Consider the following 18,177-nt stretch of genomic DNA (forward strand, 5'->3'; position numbering starts at 1 on the left):
GCGGAGGCGGCGCCGCACGCGAGGCCCGCGATGCGCGGGCGCGGGGTGTCCGGCGCGCCGGCTCAGTTCGACGGAGACGGGGCGGGCGGCGGCGCCGGCTGCGTCGGCGAGATGCGCCCGCCGGGCGAGGTGCAGGTGCCCCCGTACTCGTCGCGCTTGGTGATGTCGTAGCAGCAGTAACCGTCGTCGTACTCTGGCTCGCTGTCGACCGACTCGACCTCGCCGCCGCACGAGTCGCTTCCGAAATAGGCGAGCGCCTCCTCCTGGGAGGGGCATGCCCCTTCGATCTCGGTCCACTCGAAGCACCCGACCTTGTCGCACCCCGCTGTCGCGAGGGTGAGCGCCAGGGCTGCGAGCTGGAGGGCCCGGACCGGACAACGCGCGAGGGCCGAACGGATCGTCGAGATCATGGATTCTCCCGGACACACGGGCGCTGCGCGCGCCCCGAGCAAGCATACTCCGGTTCGGACGAAGCCGGCTGCCCCGGAGAGGATCGAGCAGGCTCGCGTCGCGCGGCGGCGTGCGCCTCGCCTCGCCGCGCGGCGCGGCGGACGCCGCGCCTTCTGGTCGATCCGGACCGGGTGGAGTACACGACAGCATGACGACCGGAGAGCAGGGGGCCCGGGTGGTGCGCGCGCCGCGGGGAAGCGAGCGGAGCTGCAAGGGGTGGATCCAGGAGGCCGCGCTCCGGATGCTCCACAACAACCTCGATCCGGAGGTCGCGGAGCGCCCCGACGATCTCGTGGTCTACGGCGGCACCGGGAAGGCGGCGCGATCGTGGGAGGCGTTCGACGTGATCGTCCGCGAGCTCCGGGAGCTCGCGGACGACGAGACGCTCCTCGTGCAGTCGGGCAAGGCGGTGGGCCGCTTCCGCACGCACCCTGACGCCCCGCGCGTGCTGCTCGCGAACTCGAACCTCGTGGGCCGGTGGGCGACGTGGGACGAGTTCCGCCGGCTCGAGGCGCTCGGCCTGACCATGTACGGGCAGATGACCGCGGGCTCCTGGATCTACATCGGCTCGCAGGGCATCGTGCAGGGCACCTACGAGACGTTCGTCGCCGCGCGGAAGGCGCACGCGGCGCGCGCCCCGGGCGGCGGGCGCTGGGTGCTCACCGCGGGGCTCGGCGGCATGGGCGGCGCACAGCCGCTCGCCGCGACCATGGCGGGCATGGCCTGCCTCGGCGTCGAGATCGACCCGGCGCGCATCGAGAAGCGGCTCCGCACCCGCTACGTCGACGAGCGCATCGACGATCTCGACCGCGCCCTCGACGCCGTCCTCGAGAGCGTCCAGCGCGGGGCGCCGCGCTCGATCGCCCTCTGCGGCAACGCCGCCGACGTCTACCCGGAGCTCGTTCGCCGCGGCGTCACGCCCGACCTCGTCACCGAGCAGACCGCGGCGCACGATCCGCTCGTCGGCTACGTCCCGCCGGGGCTCACGCTCGAGCAGGCGGCGGAGCTCCGCGCCCGCGATCCCGTGGAGTACGTCGCGCGCGCGAAGGCGGGGATGCGGAGGGAGGTCGAGGCGATGCTCGCGATGCAGCGGCGCGGGGCCGAGGTCTTCGACTACGGCAACAACATCCGCACCTGCGCGATGGAGGCGGGCGCCGAGGACGCGTTCGCGATCCCCGGCTTCGTGCCGGCGTACGTGCGCGAGCTGTTCTGCCAGGGCAAGGGCCCGTTCCGGTGGGTCGCGCTCTCGGGTGATCCCGAGGACATCCTCGCCACCGACCGCGCGGTGCTCGAGGCGGTCCCGGGCGACGCCGATCTCCGCCGCTGGATCGAGCTCGCGGAGCAGAAGATCGCGTTCCAGGGGCTCCCGTCGCGGATCTGCTGGCTCGGCTACGGCGATCGCGCGAAGGTCGGGCTCGCCTTCAACGAGCTCGTCCGGGCCGGCCGGGTGAAGGCGCCGATCGTGATCGGGCGCGACCACCTCGACTGCGGGTCGGTCGCGTCGCCGTTCCGGGAGACGGAGGCGATGAAGGACGGCTCCGACGCGATCGCCGACTGGGCGATCCTCAACGCGCTCGCGAACACGGCGGGCGGCGCGTCGTGGGTGAGCTTCCACCACGGCGGCGGCGTCGGGATCGGCAACTCGCTGCACGCCGGGATGGTGATCGTCGCCGACGGCACCGAGGCCGCTCGGCAGAGGCTCGAGCGGGTGCTCACCATCGATCCGGGGATGGGGATCATCCGGCACGCCGACGCGGGCTACGAGACGGCGCGCCGCGTGGCGGAGGAGAAGGGCGTCCGGGTGCCGCACCGGGCAGGGTGACCGGCTCCGCCGCGCCCTCGAGGGCGCGCAGCCGCGCGATCTCCTCCAGGTAGCCGCGCCGCTCCTTCGAGAGCGGCGGCAGCTCGATCACCGCCGGCACGCGCGCGAGCCGCGCGTCGTTCGCGAGGCGCCAGAACGGCGCGAGCCCCATCTCCCCGTCGCCGACGCGCTCGTGCCGATCGACCCGCTGGCCGAGCGCCGCCTTCGAGTCGTTCACGTGCATGCACTGCAGCCGATGAAGCCCGATCAGCCGGCCGAAGTCGCCCCAGAACCGCTCGTAGCCGGCCTCGCTCCGGAGGTCGTGCCCCGCCGCGAAGGCGTGCTGCGTGTCGACGCAGACCCCGAGCCGCGACCCCTCCGGCCCGGCGCGCTCGATCATCGCGGCGATCTGATCGACGCGGTCGCCGAGGGTCGACCCCTGCCCGGCCGTGTTCTCGATGCACAGCCGCGCGCGGAGCCCCTTCCCGCGAGAGAGCACGATCGACAGGCTCTCGCCGATGCGGTCGAGGCCGGCCTCCTCGCCGAGGCCGCGGTGCGCGCCCGGATGGAACACCACGAAGTCGATCCCGAGCGCGTCGCACCGCGCGAGCTCCTGGAACAGCGCTTCCCGCGAGCGCTCGAGGATCGCGGCGTCGTCCGCGCAGAGGTTGATGAGGTAGCTCGCGTGGGCGAGTGTTCGGCCGGCGCCCGCGCCCGCGCCCGCGCCGGCCCAGGCCGCGCGCGCGGCGCGAAACGCGGCGATCTGCTCCGCGCTCAGCGCCGGCTCCCGCCACTGGCCCGAGACCTTGGTGAAGATCTGCACCGCCTCGCAGCGGTCCTCCCCCGCCAGCGCGATCGCGCGGTGAAGGCCGCCAGCAACGGACTCGTGCGCGCCGAAGATCATGGGCCGCACTGCTTGGGGCGCTTCCCCGCCGCCGGCAAGGCATTGCCCCGAGCCCACCGGATCTGCCACGGCATCCGCCATCCGCGCGCACCCGCGCGCCCTCACGCAGGAGGGCAACGCCCGGGCCGCCTCGTCCGTCCCCCTGCGATGAGCCCGATTCCGCGAGCAAATCGAGCAAACCGCATGCCGGGAGGGCGCGAACCCCGGTTCGCGGCACCTCACCCTTGACGCGTTCCTGCCCAGGCGCGAATTGAGCGGCCTTCCTGGAGTCTCGATGAGCCATATGGGTGTTACGAACGGGGCCGGCGCCGGAGAGGCAGCGCCGGGGTCGCCGGGTGGGGCCAAGGGCGAGCAAACCGCGGCGGCCCCGCCGCTGGTGCCGTCGCACGTGCTCTCGGGCAAGCGGCTCGTGGTGGTCGGAGGGACCGGCTTCCTCGGCAAGGTCTGGCTGGCCATGCTGCTCGCGAGGTTCCCGGAGATCGCCCACATCTACCTGCTCGTCCGGGCCAAGGAGAACCAGTCGCCGGAGGAGCGCTTCTGGTCGCAGATCGTGACCTCGCCGGTCTTCGACCCGATCCGCGAGCAGTACCCCGGGCCCGCCTTCGAGGAGTACCTGCGGCAGAAGATCACGCCCATGAACGGCAACGTCGGCCTGCCGCTGCTCGGGCTGGGCGACCGCGTGGGGGAGCTCACGGGCAACATCGCCGCGGTCGTGAACGTGGCCGGCGTCGTCGACTTCAACCCGCCGCTCGACGAGGCGCTCGAGGTCAACGCGTTCGGCATCAGCAACCTCGTCGAGCTCGCGCGGACCCTCGGGGCCAAGGTGATGCACACGAGCACCTGCTTCGTCGCAGGCTACCGCTCCGGGCTCATCGAGGAGAACCACCCGGCCGAGATCCCCTTCCCCCGCGCCGCGGGCGAGACGTGGTTCGGCGCCGCCTGCCCGAAGCGGACGCTCGATCGGTCGCACTGGGATCCGCAGCGCGAGATCAGCGAGTGCCTCGACCTCGTGCAGCAGGCGCGCCAGCGGTGCGAGGACGCCTTCCGGCAGAGCGCCTTCCTCGACGAGGCCAAGGCCAACCTGGCCGCGCGCAGCGAGCCGTGCCGGGGCAGCGCGCTCGAGAACGAGCTCGCCAGGGTGAAGCGCAAGTTCATCAAGGACCGGCTCATCGAGGCCGGCAAGGAGCGCGCGCTCTTCTGGGGGTGGACCAACATCTACACCTACACGAAGAGCATCGGCGAGCAGGTCCTCGCGAGCTCCGGGCTGCCCTTCACCATCGTCCGCCCCGCCGTCGTCGAGACCGCGGTCGAGTTCCCGTTCACCGGCTGGAACGAGGGGATCAACACCTCGGCGCCGTACCTCTACCTCGCCTCGAAGGGGCAGGTGCAGTTCCCGGGCGACCACGACGTGCGGCTCGACCTCATCCCGGTCGACATGACCGCGAGCGGCATGATCGCCTCGCTCTGCGAGCTCATCGAGGGCCGCGCGCCCGCGGTGTACCAGTACGGATCGACCGACACGAACGGCTGCCGCGTGACGCGCTACCTGGAGCTCGCCGGGCTCTACAAGCGGCGGCAGGTGTTCGAGGGGAAGAAGACCTCGCTCTTCGACGTCGTGTCGTCCCGCTTCGAGCCGCGCGGGCTGACCCGGCAGCAGTACGGCGCGCACGGCGCGCGCGCCATCGAGGGCGCGCTCCGCGGCCTGGGCGGCCTGCTCAAGACGGCGAGCGTCGGCCCCGCCGCGGCCCTCCTCAAGCCGGCGGCGGCCGCGCTCGAGAACGCCGCCAGGACCGAGCAGAAGACGGCCACGCTCCTCGAGGTCTTCATGCCGTTCGTCGCGGAGGGCGACTGGATCTACTCCTGCGCCAACACGCGCGCGGCGATGGCCCGCATGCCCCCCGAGGAGCGGGCGCGCTTCGTCTGGGCGCCCGAGAAGATCGACTGGCGCGACTACATCTGGAACGTGCACCTCCCCGGCCTGGAGAAGTGGGCCTTCCCGCTCATGGAGGAGATGCTCCGCCGGGAGATCAAGCCGCTCCGGCCCTACGACAGCCTGGTCGACCTGCTCGACGAGGTCGCCGAGCGCTTCGATCACGCGCTCTCGGTGCAGCGGTTCGAGCAGGACGGGCTCTCGCGCACGAGCTACCGCGAGCTGCGCGACGCGGCCTGCATGACCGCCGCGCGCCTGGCCGCGCTCGGGGTCCGCCGCGGCGATCGCGTGGCGCTCTCCGGCGCGAACCAGCCGGCGTGGCCCGTCGCCTACTTCGGCATCCTCCGCGCAGGCGCCGTCGCCGTCCCGATCGATCCGGGGCTCGACGCGGAGGCGTTCGCGGACGTCCTCCGCTCGTCGACGGCGAAGGTCGTCCTCTGGGACGGCGGCGTGGCGGAGAAGCTCGGCGCCGACGTGCGCGCGGCGCTGCCGAACCTCGTCGCCTTCGACATGGTCGGGTTCGCCGAGGGCCAGGTGCCCGACCTGGGCCCGGCGTCCGGCGACGGGCTCGCGCCCCCGGACGTGCGCGTGGGCAGCCAGGACGTCGCGAGCGTCGTCTACACGAGCGGCACGACCGGGGAGCCGAAGGGCGTGCTGCTCACGCACGGCAACTTCACGGCGCTGCTGGCCTCGCTGGCGCCGCTGTTCCCGCTCAAGGCGAGCGACCGCGTGCTCAGCGTGCTGCCGCTCCACCAGACCTTCGAGGTCACCTGCGGCCTGCTCCTGCCGCTGTCGCAGGGCGCGCGGATCATCTACCTCGACGAGGTCTCGGCCGATCGGGTGAGCGACGGGCTGAAGAAGGCGCGCGTCACGGCGATGGTCGGCGTGCCCGCGCTCTGGCAGATGCTGGAGCGCCAGATCGTCGCCAGGGTGAAGGAGCAGGGGCCCGCCGCGGCCACCGCGTTCAGCTGGGCCATGGAGCTGAACCGCATGCTCGGCAAGCGCCTGGGCCTGAACGCGGGGCGCCTCTTCTTCGGCAGCGTCCACGACGCGCTCGGCGGCAACGTCCGCTTCCTCATCTCGGGCGGCGCGGCGCTCCCGAGGGACACGGCCGCCTTGTTCAAGGGGCTCGGCCTGCCGCTCGCCGAGGGCTACGGCCTGACCGAGGCGGCGCCGCTCCTGACCGTCACCAAGCCCTCTCCGGCGGCGAGCCCGGGGAACGTCGGCAAGCCGATCCCCGGGGTGAAGATCAAGATCGCGAACCCCGACGCGAACGGCGTCGGCGAGGTGCTCGCGCGCGGCCCCAACGTCATGAAGGGCTACGCCGACGACCCGGACGCGACCCAGGCGGCCCTCGACGCGGACGGGTGGCTCCGCACCGGCGATCTCGGCAAGCTCGACAAGCAAGGGCGGCTCGTCCTCGTCGGCCGGCAGAGCGAGGTCATCAGCGCGGCGAAGGGCGAGAGCCTGTACCCGGCCGACATCGAGCGAATGCTCGGCAAGATCGAGCACGTCAAGGAGCTCGCCATCGTCGGGATCGACAACGGCCGCGGCGGCGAGCAGGTCGCGTGCCTCGCCGTCCCCACGGCGCCGGGCGCGAAGGACGGCGAGGGCGACCCGGCGCTCGCGCGGGTCACGCAGCACGAGCGCGCGCTCGACGCGCTCCGGACGGCGATCCAGGCGCTGCCCAAGCCGTGCCACCCCATGGCCGTCCACCTCGACGACGCCGACCTGCCCCGCACCGCGGCCGGTCAGGTGAAGCGCTCCGAGGTGAAGGCGATCGTCACGCGCCTCGCCGCCGAGGCCGCCGCGGCCGGCGCGGGCGCGGCGGCCGTCGCGCAGGACGCCGGCGCGGCGATCGCAGAGCCGAAGGCGCACGGCGCGGGCGACGAGCCGATCCACATCCCCCGCCCGGTGGCCGACTTCGCCAAGCACTGGATGAACAAGGTCCAGTCCGGCTTCTACGGGAACGTCATGCGCCCGAAGGTCTACGGGCGCGCGTTCATCCCGCACAACCGCAACACGATCGTCGTCTCGAACCACGCGAGCCACCTCGACATGGGCCTCGTGAAGTTCGCGCTGGGCAGCTACGGGGACGGCCTCGTCTCGCTGGCCGCGCAGGACTACTTCTTCGAGGGCAACCGCTGGCGGCGCGCCTACTTCGAGAACCTCACGAACCTCGCGCCCTTCGACCGCAAGGGCGGCCTCCGCACGGCGCTGCGCCAGACCGGCGAGATCCTGGACCGCGGGCGGACGGTGCTCCTCTTCCCGGAGGGCACGCGCAGCCCCGACGGCGGCATCCTCGAGTTCAAGCCGGCGATCGGGCACCTCGCGCTCACCCACAACGTCGACATCCTGCCGCTCTACCTGGGCGGCACCTTCGAGGCGCTCCCCAAGGGGCGCACCGTCCCGATCCGCCGCGACCTCGTCGCGCGCATCGGGCCGCCGCTCGCGATCGGCGACCTCCGGCGGCTCACCGCCGGGATGAAGTACGCGGTGGCGTGCCGCAAGGTCGCGGAGCTCACGCAGCTCGCCGTCATCAAGCTCAAGGAGGGCGGCGCCCTCGATCTGAGCCGGGTCGAGAGCATCGATCAGGCCGCCACCACCACCAAGGAGCACCCGCTCACGCTCCTGTTCCGCGAGCTCGAGTCGAAGTACGTGGCGGGGCGGGTCACCCAGCCGATCACCTACTACGTGACGCTCGGCACGGAGGACGAGGCGAAGTGGACGCTGCGGATCGACGCGGCCAGCTGCGAGGCGAGGATCGGTAAGCCAAGCCAGCAAGCGGACTGTGTCCTCAAGACCACGCCCGAGATATTCACCAAGATCGTCCGCGAGGCCTACACACCGAGCCCGATGGAGTTCATGACGGGCCTCGTGAAATCGAACGACATCTCCCTCCTGCAGACCTTCCAGAAGGTTTTCGACCTCGCATGAGCCGCTATCTCGTCACCGGCGCGACCGGCTTCCTGGGATCGCACCTCGTCACGGCGCTCCGTGGGGGTGGCCATGACGTGGTGGCGCTCTGCCGGGCAGAGGCGCCCGCGCTCGCCGCGCAGGGCGTGGAGCTCCGCCGCGGAGACATCCTCGACGCGGCGTCGGTGCGCGGCGCCGCCGAGGGCTGCGACGGGGTCTTCCACTGCGCGGGGCGCGTCTCGCGGCGCCGCGAGGACGCCGAGGCGCTCTACCGGACGCACGTCGAGGGGACCAAGATCACCCTCGACGCCTGCCGCGACGCGGGGGTGAAGCGCGCGGTGATCGCGAGCACGAGCGGCGTCGTCGCGGTCAGCAAGGACCCGAACGAGGTCCGCGACGAGGCGGCGGCGACGCCGATCGACCTCATCGCCGGCTGGCCCTACTACCGCTCGAAGCTGTACGCCGAGCGCGCGGCGCTCGATCGCAGCGGGCCCGGCTTCGAGGTCCTCGCCGTCAACCCGAGCATCCTGCTCGGCCCGGGCGACGTCCACGGCGCCTCGACCGGCGACATCGTGAGCTTCCTCGAGCGCCGGCTCCCCTTCACCCCCGCGGGCGGCCTCTCCTTCGTCGACGCCCGCGACGCGGCCCAGGGCATGGCGCTGGCGATGGACAAGGGCCGCCCGGGCGAGCGCTACCTGCTCGGCGCCGCCAACATGAGCCTGGAGGTCTTCTTCCGCCGCCTCGCGCGCATCTCGGGCGTCCCGGCCCCCGCCCTGCGGCTGCCGCGGAGCATCGCGCTCGCGAAGGCGGGCGCGCACCTCATCGAGCAGGCGCGGAAGCGCCTGCCGTTCGATCTGCCGGTCGATCCTGTGTCGGCCGAGATGGGCCAGCACTTCTGGTACCTCGACGCGACGAAGGCCCGGCGCGAGCTCGGCTGGACGCCGCGCGACCCGCTCGAGACCCTCGCGGACACGGTCGCCGATCTGCGCGCCCGCGGCGTTGTCTGGCCGCAAGCGTAGGTGGAGCGCGGCGCGCGGCCTCGTCGCGCCGCGCCGATCCCCGCTCAGACGGCCCGGCGCAGCGGGGTCGGCGGGAACAGGTCCTTCATGTCGAGCGGGAGCTGACCGCGGAACCCCTCGATCTCCCCCGCGGACACGCTGTCCGCGACGGCCTCGCAGATCGCCTGCAGCACGAAGCCGGCGGCCTCGCGGTCCATGCGCAGCTCGCGCGCGACGTCGGCCTCGATGGTCGCCGTCGTGATGCGCTTGTCCGGCCCGTCGAGGAACGGCTCGAGCGACGGGTGGAGCTTCGAGGGCAGCTGCGCGACGAGGTGCCGCGCCTCCTGGGGCGTCACCCTGCGGCAGAGGCAGCCGAGGACGATCTGCAGCGCGAGCTCGGCGCGGTCGCGCTGCTGGAGGCCGCTGTGGCGCTCGACGGCGTGGATCAGCCGGCCATAGGCGCTGTCGGCGCGCGCCTTGCGCCGGGTGAGGGCGCGCACGCGGCCGTGCGAGCGCTCCGGGCGCGCGGTCCCCTCGGGGTGCAGCGCGCCTTCCGGCTTGAAGCGGGCGGCCACCTCGAGCTGCGCCTTCACGACGGAGCCGGCGGCCTCCGCGTCGATGACCCCATCGGCGAGCAGATCGTCGAGGGTCACCAGGCCGACGGGCCGCCCTTGCTCGGTCACCGGCACGCGCCGACACGCATGATCGCGCATGGTGCGCACGGCGTCGTCGATCGACGCGTCGAGCTCGAGCGTCGCGATCTCGTCCGACATGATGTCGCGCAGCATCGTGCTGCGCGCGTCGAGGTCGCCTGCCACGATCTCCAGCGCGATATCGCGGTCGGTGACGATGCCGGCGAGGCGCTGGCCGTCGTGGACCAGGACCGCGCCGACGTGGTTGTCCATCATCGCCCTCACGGCGTCATAAGCGGTCGAGCGCGGGCTAAGAACGATCATTCGCGGGCGTCGGTACTCTTCGAGCGACATGGCGAGTCCCTCCCCTGGGCAGCGCGTTCGGGGTTGTGCGTGCGTACGCCAGGGCGCGGCTAGCCAGAACGGTACCAACCGAGGCGGCGCGCGTGGCCGGCGGGTGGACGCGGCGCTCGGGATCGCCGCCGCGAGCGGACGAGCAAGAGCCTCGCGCGCCGCCAGCGCGAGAGGGGCGAAGCCGCCCGTCAGCGGATCGCGCCGCGCGCCTGCGGCGCCGCGCCGGCGCCGCCGCCCGCCCCGGCGTCCAGCGCGCTGCGCGCCTGCTTGGTCGCGGGCGTGACCGGCGCGAGCCGCACCATCCGGTGCAGGAGCCCGTCGACCCGCTGCAGCCAGCCGCGCCAGGCGGCGTACTGCGCCACCGGGATGGTCGACTGATCGAGGATCACGCGCTCCTTCACCACCACGGCGTTCTTGCCGGGCACCTTCGCGAAGGAGATCGTCGCCCGCCCGAACGCGCCGCCGTTCTCGTCGCCGCCCGGCGGGAGCTCGGCGAACGCGTACCCGGGCGGGGCGGTGATCGTGATCGTCCGGCTGTGGTGCCGCGGCGCGAAGCTCGGCGGCAGGACCACCGGGAGCGTGCGCTTCACGAGCGGCGCGAGCTGCGACGTCATCGTGGACGCGCCCGAGAGCGGCACGGAGAGCTCCGCGCCCTCGCGGCGGGCGAGCCCCTCGGAGCGCGCCTCGTACTCGAGCGTCGCCGCCCCGTGCGGGAGATCGGCCTGGAACGCCACCTTGGGCTTCACGTCGACCGTCGGGAACCAGCCGTACGCGAGGTACTGCTCGACCCACTGCGCGCGCGCGTCGGCCTCCGCCAGGTTCGACCGGAGCTCGAACGCCGCGTCGCCGATGTGCCGCTCCTTCGCCGCGAGCTCGCCCGCGCCGGAGGGGAGCAGCGCGATCGTCCACTCGGCGTCGACGCCGTGATCGGCGGGCGAGCTCGCCGGCGTCTCCACGATCTTCGGCGGCCCCTCGTCGACGAACAGCGCCAGCGTGCGCGCGTCCATCGCCGGCAGCGGCCCCAGGCGGCTCTGCGGGCTCGTCGCGTCGAGCCACAGGCCCGGCGCGCCGCCCGCGCCCGGGAGGTAGGCGATGCCGTGATCGAACACCGGGATCGCCGCCACCTCGCTCCGGAGCAGCGAGGGCTGGCCCGTGTAGCGCGTCTGCACCAGCACCTCCGTCGCCTCGATGCCGATCGACTTGAGCAGCGTGATGAGCAGCATCGCCTTGTCGTCGCAGTCGCCCTGGCGCCGCGCCAGGAGCTCCTGGGGGCGGTTCGGCAGCCACCACTCGCCCGACACGAAGTTCACATACCGGATGTCGTCCGCCACGAAGTCGAAGAGCGCCCGCAGCTTTGCCTCGCGCGTGGCCTTGCCCTTGGTGAGCTCCGCGGCGAGCCGGCGGACCTGATCGTCGGGCTCCATGAAGCCGGCGATCGCGCCCCGGTACCACTCCCGGAAGTCGTTCCAGCCGTGGAACGTCGAGCCCACGACGACCGGCAGCACCTCCGCGAGGTGCGGGGCGAGCGGCTCCTCGGGCACCTCGGGCGGGTCGTCCCAGATGTACCGCGTCACCTGGCGGCCGTCCTTCTCGGACCTGAGCACCCGCTCGGCCTTGCCGTTCAGCACGTCGATCGCCAGGGGATCGCTCGCCGGCGAGTCGACGACGACCTCGTTGTAGAGGATCGGCCGCGTGTCGGTCGAGCCGACGTAGTCGATGAAGTAGAACGGCGCGTCGCCCCGGCGGCCGACGGGGCCCCGGGTCCACGAGCGCACCGCGACCTCCACCACGTCCCCCGCCTTGAGCTCGGGCCAGCGCACGAACGGCTTCTGCCCGCCCGCGCCCTGCTCGTCCGGCTGCGCCACCGTGCCGTCCTTGCGGTGGACCCGCGCGAGCAGGAGCTCGGTGTCCTCCCCCTCGGCGGGGATGTCGCGCTCGTAGAGATCCTGATCGGTGCGCGGCTCGATGACGATCTCGCGCACGTAGTGCATGAGCTGCGAGACGCGCTTGTCCGGGTGGTACGTCACGACGCGCACCCAGTGGAGCTGCCGGTCGGCCACCTCCCCCTTCTTCGCCGGGGTCTGCCGGGCGCGCGAGAGGAAGACGCCGGGCGCGACGAGGTGCTGCTCGTCGCGCATGCGCTGCCGGCCCGGCGCGCCGGCCGAGCCCTCGCCGAGGCGGAGCGCGAGCTCGGCCTTGAGGTACGGATCGCCGGGCGTGAGGTCGCGCGCCCGCGCGAGCGCGGCCGTGGCCACGCGCGACGCGGCGGCCCCCGCGCCATCCTCTCGCACCGCGGCGAGCGCCTGGAACACGGCGGGCTGGTTCGGCGCGACCTGCGTCGCGTACGACAGCACCTCGCGCGCCCACGCGACGCGGCCCGCGTCGTGGAGCGCGCGGCCGATCCGGATGACGTCCTCGGCCGACGTCTGCTGCGCGAGCGCCCCGGCGGCCGCCACCTCCAGCGCGGCGCCGCCGTCGGGCTCGAACGCGAGCACGTAGGGCGCGCCCCGCGACTCGGGCGCGATCTCGGCGAGCCTGCGCGCGGCCCGCAGCTCGAGCGCCGGGTCCAGCCGGGCCGCGGCCGCGATCTCCTGCCAGACGACGACCGGCGTCCGGTCCTTCTGCTCGCGCTCGACCGCGAGCAGCTCCTCGAGCCCGGCCCGCGTGAGCCCCGCCGTCGCGAGCTTCTTCTTGACGAGCGCCCTGAGGACGCGCGCCTCGGGATCGCGCGCCGCGCGCAGCGGCTCCTCGCGCAGCGCGGCCGCGGCCCAGTCGACCCGCTCCGAGGCGAGGTGGGCGGCGACCAGCCGGCGCTGCGCGAACGCCGCGGTGGCCCGGTCCTTCTCGGCGAGGCCCCGGGCGCGCGCGGCCTCGAGCCAGCCGCTGCGGTTCGCGCCGAAGGGCGACACCCACCCCGCCAGCGCGAGCGCGTCGGCGGAGATCCCGGGCGACCGCGTCACGCGGTCGAGCAGCCCGGGCGCGCGGGGCGACCGCTGGTCGTCGGCGCCCCCGAGCGTCCGCGCCACGACGGCGGTGAGGGTCTGATCGAGCGACTGCGACGCGCCCGCGTCGAGCGCCCTGTCGAGCGCCGTCGCGACGGCGGTCGCGGCGCGCGCGCCCGGGGGCGGGGCCGGCGGCGGCTTGAGCGGCGTGAGGTCCGACGAGGTCGCGAGCGCCACGGGCCGGCGGTCCTCGTCGGTGAAGCGCACGCGGACGCGCCCCTCGTCGGCGATGGCCCCGGTGCACACCTTGAGGGCGAGCAGGTGATCGCCGGCGGGCGCCTCGATGCGCGCGGCGATGCGGTCGAGCACGAGGCGCTCGTGCGCCGCGTCGCTCGCGGCGACGTCGGCGCCGTCCCACAGGAGCCGCACGGCGCCGGTCGCGGCGACATGGGCGAGCATCGGCTTGCGATCGAGCGCGGCCGGGACGGTCACGCGCGAGGCGAGGTACGTGCACGTCTCGGTGCGCGGATGGATGTAAAGATCGAGCGGCACGCCGCGCGCCGTCGACGCGGCGGGCAGCACCCTGCGCCACGCGACGTCGTACACACCCCACGCGTAGCGGGCGCTCATGTCCGAGAAGCGCTGGCCTTCGGCCTCGGGCCCCTCGCGGAGCGCGAGCCCGCCGCCCGAGTTGTCCTGGAACGGGCCGAGGACGGCGAACGCCTTGACGAGCCCGGACGGGTCCGGGGGCGCGTCGTACGAGACGGCGCGCGCGCCGGGCCACGTCACCGCCGGCGGCTCCGGGGCGAGCGAGGCGGCGAGCCAGCGCGCCTCGTCGGCGAGCGGCGACGAGGACGCCCCGATCTGCGCGAGGCCTTCCCGGGCGCGGCCCTGCGCGGCGCGGTCCGCGAGCGCCGCCGCCATCACGAGCCCGGCGAGCGCGTCGTCGCCGCCCCGCCGCGCCCGCGTCAGCGCCGCGCCGAGCATCTCGTCGGGCGTCGCGGCGGTCCACCGCCGCGGCAGCACGATGGGCGCGCGCTTCTCGGACGCCGGCGCGCTGCCCGCCGCGGGCGCGCTCGCACCCGCCTTCGCGCCTCCCGGACGCAGCGTCGGCGCGCCGCCCGCCGCGGGCGCGCTCGCGCCTCCCGGACGCAGCGTCGGCGCGCCGCCCGCCGCGGGCGCGCTCGCGCCTCCCGGACGCGGCGACTGTGCGTTGCCCGCCGCGGGCGCGGCGGCGATCGCGAGCAGCGCGGCGAGCCACCCGCCCCCGCGGAGCGCGCGGGCGCGCGCGCGTCGATCTCGTCCTCGTCGATCCCGTCGATCTCCCCCCGGCGAGCTGCGCTCCATCGAACCTCGCTTCCCCGCCACGGCATAGCGCGGGCCCGATCGCGGCGCGAGCGCGGCGCGAGCGCGCGGGTGCGGCCGCGCCGCGCTCGCCGCACCCGCGCGCCGTGCGCGAACTTGGCCGGCGAGCCCGCGGCCCCCTACCCTGCGCTCATGCGCCGCGCATCACGATGGCTGCTCTCGGCGGTGATGGCCCTGACCACGCTCACGGCCTCGCCAGCATCGACCTTCGCCCGCGACACCAAGGTCGAATGGAAGAGCGTCGACGTCCCAGCGGGCGAGGGCCAGGCCCAGCGGGCTCGAGCGCTGCGCGGCATGCTCTCCAGCGCCGCGAAGAAGGCGGACTTCGGCAAGGCGAAATCGGTCGTGCTGAGCGCGCGTGTCGTCGAGTTCACCTCGGCCACGCGGGGCGACGTCCACCGCGTGAGCTGCACCGTCGTCGGCCGCGTCGTCGGCGGCCCCACCGCCCGGTCGCGCATCTCGTTCGGCGGCAGGCCGAGCGAGCGACAGGCCCTGGAGAAGCAGGTGCTCGCCATGGTCGCGAACGGCGTCGTCGGCCGGCTCGCCGCGATCGTCCGCGCCCGCGCGCACGACTGACGGGCGCGACGGACCTGCTGCGCCGCGGGAGCACGCCGCGCCCGCTCGACCCTCCACGGGATCTGGACTACGACGGCCCGCACCTCATGGAACTGGACCGGATGGTGAGCGAGCTCTTCCAGGAGGAAGAGCTCGCTCGCGACACGGCGAAGAAGCTGATCGAGCTGGCGCAGCGCTCCGCGGACGAGGCGCGCGCCGAGCGCGCGAGCCTGCTGGCGTTCCTGCGCGGGCCGATGGAGCGGCACATGCGCTACGAAGAGACCGCCATCTTCCCGCATTTCCAGGCGCGCGGGCTCGCCGAGGAGGTCCAGGTGGCGCTGAAGCAGCACGCCGCCGTGCGTGAAGCGACCGACGCCCTGGCGGGTGTTGCGCAGGGCGGCGACGTCGCGCGGGCCATCGTCGATGTCGCCCGGTTGCTCCTGCATCATACAAATTTCGAGGGGGACTACATTTATCCAGAGCTCACACACGACGAATGGCGCGAGCTGATGAAGCAAACCGTTCCGCAGGGCATCTGAGGTGGTACGCATGAACTCGACACGGATGTTGTCCTCGACGTAGGCTTTTGCCGCCGTGTCTATTGCAGCTGGTCAGGTGCTGAGCGAGCGCTACCGCCTCATCCGACCCGTGGGGCAGGGCGCGCAAGCCGCGGTGTGGGTCGCCGAGCACCTGGCGCTCGGCACCCACGTCGCGGTCAAGCTCATCGATCTGGAGCTCGCCAAGCAGGAGGACGCGCGCGAGCGGTTTCGCCGCGAGGCGACGGCCGCCGCGCAGCTGCGCAGCGCGCACGTCGTGCAGATCATCGATCACGGCATCGACGGGGAGCAGCCGTTCATCGTGATGGAGCTGCTCGAGGGCGAGGACCTCTTCGATCGGCTCGCGCGCCGGCGCCGCCTCTCGCTCCAGGAGACGTCGAAGATCGTGACGCAGGTCGCGCGCGCGCTCACCCGCGCGCACGGGGCCGGCATCGTGCACCGCGACCTCAAGCCGGAGAATTTTTTCCTCTGCGCGAACGAGGACGACGAGATCGTCAAGATCCTCGACTTCGGCATCGCCAAGGTGAAGGGGCAGGGGAAGCGGGTCGCCCAGCGCACCAGCGTCGGCACGCTCATGGGCACGCCGCACTACATGAGCCCAGAGCAGGTGAAGGGGCTCCGGGAGGTCGACTACCGCGCGGATCTCTGGGCGCTCGGCGTGATCGCGTACCAGTGCGTGACGGGCGAGCTCCCGTTCGACAGCGAGGGGGTCGGCGACCTGCTGATCAAGATCTCGCTCGGCGAGATCCCGGTCCCGTCGAGGGTGAACCCGGAGCTGCCGGCGAGCTTCGACGGGTGGTTCGCGCGCGCCTGCGACCGCGACCCGTCGCGGCGCTTCAGCAGCGCGCGCGATCTCGCGGAGTCGCTCGCCCGCGTCGCCGACCTGTCGACCGAGGCCCCGAGCAGCATCCGATCGCCGTCGCCGCAGCCGCCGCCGCTGCCGCCCCGGGCCTCGCCCACGCGCCCGCCGGCGGCCCCGCCGCGGCCGGCGACAGGCTCGGTGATCCCGAAGGCGCCGCCGCTCCCCCGGGTGGCCGACCCCACGGGCGCCGCCTCGACGCGATCGCCCGAGCGAGGATCGGGCGAGCCGCCGGCGGACATGGCGGCCGCTCCGCCGTCGGCCAGGCCGAGCGCGAGGATCCCCGCCGTGCCAGGCGAGCGGCCGCAGACGCCGTCGCGGCTCACCGAGCGGCCTCCGCTCAGCGAGCGCCCGCCGCTGTCGTCTCGGCTCGGCGAGCGGCCTCTCGCGCCGCCGCGGGCCACCGAGCGACCTCCGGCGCCGCCTCGGCCCACGGCGCGGCCTCCGACGCCGTCGCTGGCGCAGATCGGCGAGCAGACGACGGGCTCGTCCGAGCTCGGCGAACGGCCGCCGCTGAGCCAGCGGCCGCCGCTCTCGGCTCGGCCCGGCGATCGACCTCCGGCGCTGCCGCAGCACGGCGACAGCGCATCGCAGAAGCCGCCGGTCGCTGCCGAAGCGCCGGCCGCCACCGGGACGCCGGTCGCTGCCGGGACGCCGGTCGCTGCCGGGACACCGGCCGCTGCCGGGACGCCGGTCGCTGCCGGGACGTCGGTCGTCACCGGGACGCCGGTCTCCGCGCAGCCGAGCGGCGCACCGTCCGCGACGACAGACGGCGCGAACGCCCCACCCGACGCGCCTGCACCGGCGCTGGCGCCCAGCGACACGTTCCGGAAGGCCGCCGACAGCGCGTCCTCGCTCGTCGACGTCGACATCGACGAGTTCGAAGAGGACGCGATCGACACCGACGTGGACGAGCCCTGGACCGCGCCGGCCGCATCCGCGGCGCTCGCTCCGCGCGCAGACGCAACGCCGGCGGAGCCCGCGGCCGCGGCCCACGCGCCGGCCGAGCCCGCGGCCGACGCGCCGGCCGAGCCCGCAGCCCAGGCGCCGGCCGAGCCCGCGACGGCTGCGCCCCAGAGCGGCATACCCGTCGCGCCAGGCGCCACGGCCGAGCCGCCGCTCTCCTCGCAGACGCCACACGTGCTCTCGCCACGCGCGGCCGATCCGCACGCGATCGCCCCCGAGCGCGAGGCGCCGCCGAGCCAGGATCCGTCGTCGGAGAAGCTCCGCGACAACGTGAGGCGGGCGATCACCGAACCGGTCGCGGCTGCCGCGCCCCCCGCCTCGCTGCGCGAGCCGCCCCCGGTCGATCCGCCGCTCGCCCCTCGGGCTCGCGCGTTGCCCTCCGGCCAGTCGCCGGATCAATGGATGAAGGGGTCCAGCGTGAGCGGGGTCGCGCACGAGGCGCGCGAGAGCGTGCTCCCGGAGTTCGACCCCGGCTCACGTCGGCGCCGACGCGCCCGCCTGGCAGCGCTCGCGCTGGTGGCCGTGGCCGGCGTCGTCGCGTGGCAGATGGTCGTCCGCTCGCAGCGCCTGCCGCAGAGCACGCCGGCGGCCGAGAGCGAGGCCCCGCCGCCTGCCGTCACGGCAGAGCCCGCACCGCCGCAAGAGCCCGCGCCCCAGCCGAGCGTCACGGCGAAAGCCGTGGAGACGGCCACGGCCACGGCCACGTCCGCGCAGCCGTCGGCCAGGGCCGCCACGACGACGCCGCCGCGGAAGCGGCGCCCGCCGCCGCCGCCGCCGAAGAAGCCGCGGAAAGAGCCGGGCAAGGTGGACGACCTGACGATCGAGATCCCGATCCCCCCGGAGCCGGCCGAGGCGGAGCCGACCTCACCAGCAGAGTCGCCGCCCCCGACCGGATCGCCCCAGGGCGATCCGGTCCCGCATGCAGAGTGAAGCGTGGAAACGACTGCG

General features: G+C 74.1%; 10 protein-coding genes. 6 read left to right on the forward strand and 4 right to left on the reverse strand.

From position 1 onward, the window contains the following. Window positions 1-62: 62 nt before the first annotated feature. The gene (locus WMF22_RS43725; protein ID WP_438033556.1) at window positions 63-410 is read right to left on the reverse strand and encodes a hypothetical protein; all 348 of its coding nucleotides are present in this window, start codon (window positions 408-410) and stop codon (window positions 63-65) included. A gap of 188 nt (window positions 411-598) precedes the next feature. Between WMF22_RS43725 and hutU the strand changes: the two genes are divergently transcribed. Further along, entirely contained in the window at window positions 599-2,272 is a 1,674-nt protein-coding gene (gene hutU / locus WMF22_RS43730) for a urocanate hydratase (RefSeq protein ID WP_437295829.1), read from the forward strand. On the opposite strand, the gene WMF22_RS43735 is transcribed toward hutU, so the two are convergent. Further along, a complete protein-coding gene (locus WMF22_RS43735; protein ID WP_438033557.1) occupies window positions 2,187-3,155 on the reverse strand; it encodes a deoxyribonuclease IV in 969 nt (322 codons plus the stop codon). The genes hutU and WMF22_RS43735 overlap by 86 nt on opposite strands. A 283-nt stretch (window positions 3,156-3,438) precedes the next feature. On the opposite strand from WMF22_RS43735, the gene WMF22_RS43740 reads away from it, so the two are divergent. Next, window positions 3,439-8,022, forward strand: a complete 4,584-nt coding sequence (locus tag WMF22_RS43740) for an AMP-binding protein (protein WP_438033558.1) — start codon at window positions 3,439-3,441, stop codon at window positions 8,020-8,022. After that, window positions 8,019-9,020 carry an NAD-dependent epimerase/dehydratase family protein gene (locus WMF22_RS43745; protein ID WP_437295832.1) on the forward strand — a complete coding sequence of 334 codons (1,002 nt, stop codon included), beginning with the start codon at window positions 8,019-8,021 and terminating at the stop codon, window positions 9,018-9,020. The genes WMF22_RS43740 and WMF22_RS43745 overlap by 4 nt, the downstream gene beginning before the upstream one ends. 44 nt (window positions 9,021-9,064) lie before the next feature. Here the strand turns inward: WMF22_RS43745 and WMF22_RS43750 are convergent, their stop codons facing one another. Together WMF22_RS43750 and WMF22_RS43755 are read right to left on the reverse strand one after the other, a co-directional pair. Continuing rightward, complete coding sequence (locus WMF22_RS43750) at window positions 9,065-9,985, reverse strand: DUF2267 domain-containing protein (RefSeq protein WP_437295833.1); 921 nt, start codon at window positions 9,983-9,985, stop codon at window positions 9,065-9,067. 188 nt (window positions 9,986-10,173) lie between these two features. Further along, complete coding sequence (locus WMF22_RS43755) at window positions 10,174-14,274, reverse strand: transglutaminase domain-containing protein (RefSeq protein ID WP_438033559.1); 4,101 nt, start codon at window positions 14,272-14,274, stop codon at window positions 10,174-10,176. 150 nt (window positions 14,275-14,424) lie between these two features. Here WMF22_RS43755 and WMF22_RS43760 point away from each other — a divergent pair, with 150 nt between their 5' ends. The 3 genes from WMF22_RS43760 (at window position 14,425) to WMF22_RS43770 (ending at window position 18,159) form a co-directional block, all read left to right on the forward strand. Then, window positions 14,425-14,868, forward strand: coding sequence for a hypothetical protein (locus tag WMF22_RS43760; protein WP_437295835.1), 444 nt, complete (start codon window positions 14,425-14,427; stop codon window positions 14,866-14,868). 86 nt (window positions 14,869-14,954) lie between these two features. Continuing rightward, on the forward strand, window positions 14,955-15,386 hold the full coding sequence (locus WMF22_RS43765; protein ID WP_437295836.1) for a hemerythrin domain-containing protein: 432 nt from the start codon (window positions 14,955-14,957) through the stop codon (window positions 15,384-15,386). A gap of 55 nt (window positions 15,387-15,441) precedes the next feature. After that, window positions 15,442-18,159: a serine/threonine-protein kinase gene (locus WMF22_RS43770; RefSeq protein WP_437295837.1), complete on the forward strand. Its 2,718-nt coding sequence runs from the start codon at window positions 15,442-15,444 to the stop codon at window positions 18,157-18,159. The last annotated feature ends 18 nt before the right edge of the window (window positions 18,160-18,177 follow it).

Origin of the sequence: Sorangium sp. So ce204 (assembly GCF_051526795.1) — a bacterium.
Taxonomy (GTDB): domain Bacteria; phylum Myxococcota_A; class Polyangia; order Polyangiales; family Polyangiaceae; genus Sorangium; species Sorangium cellulosum_B.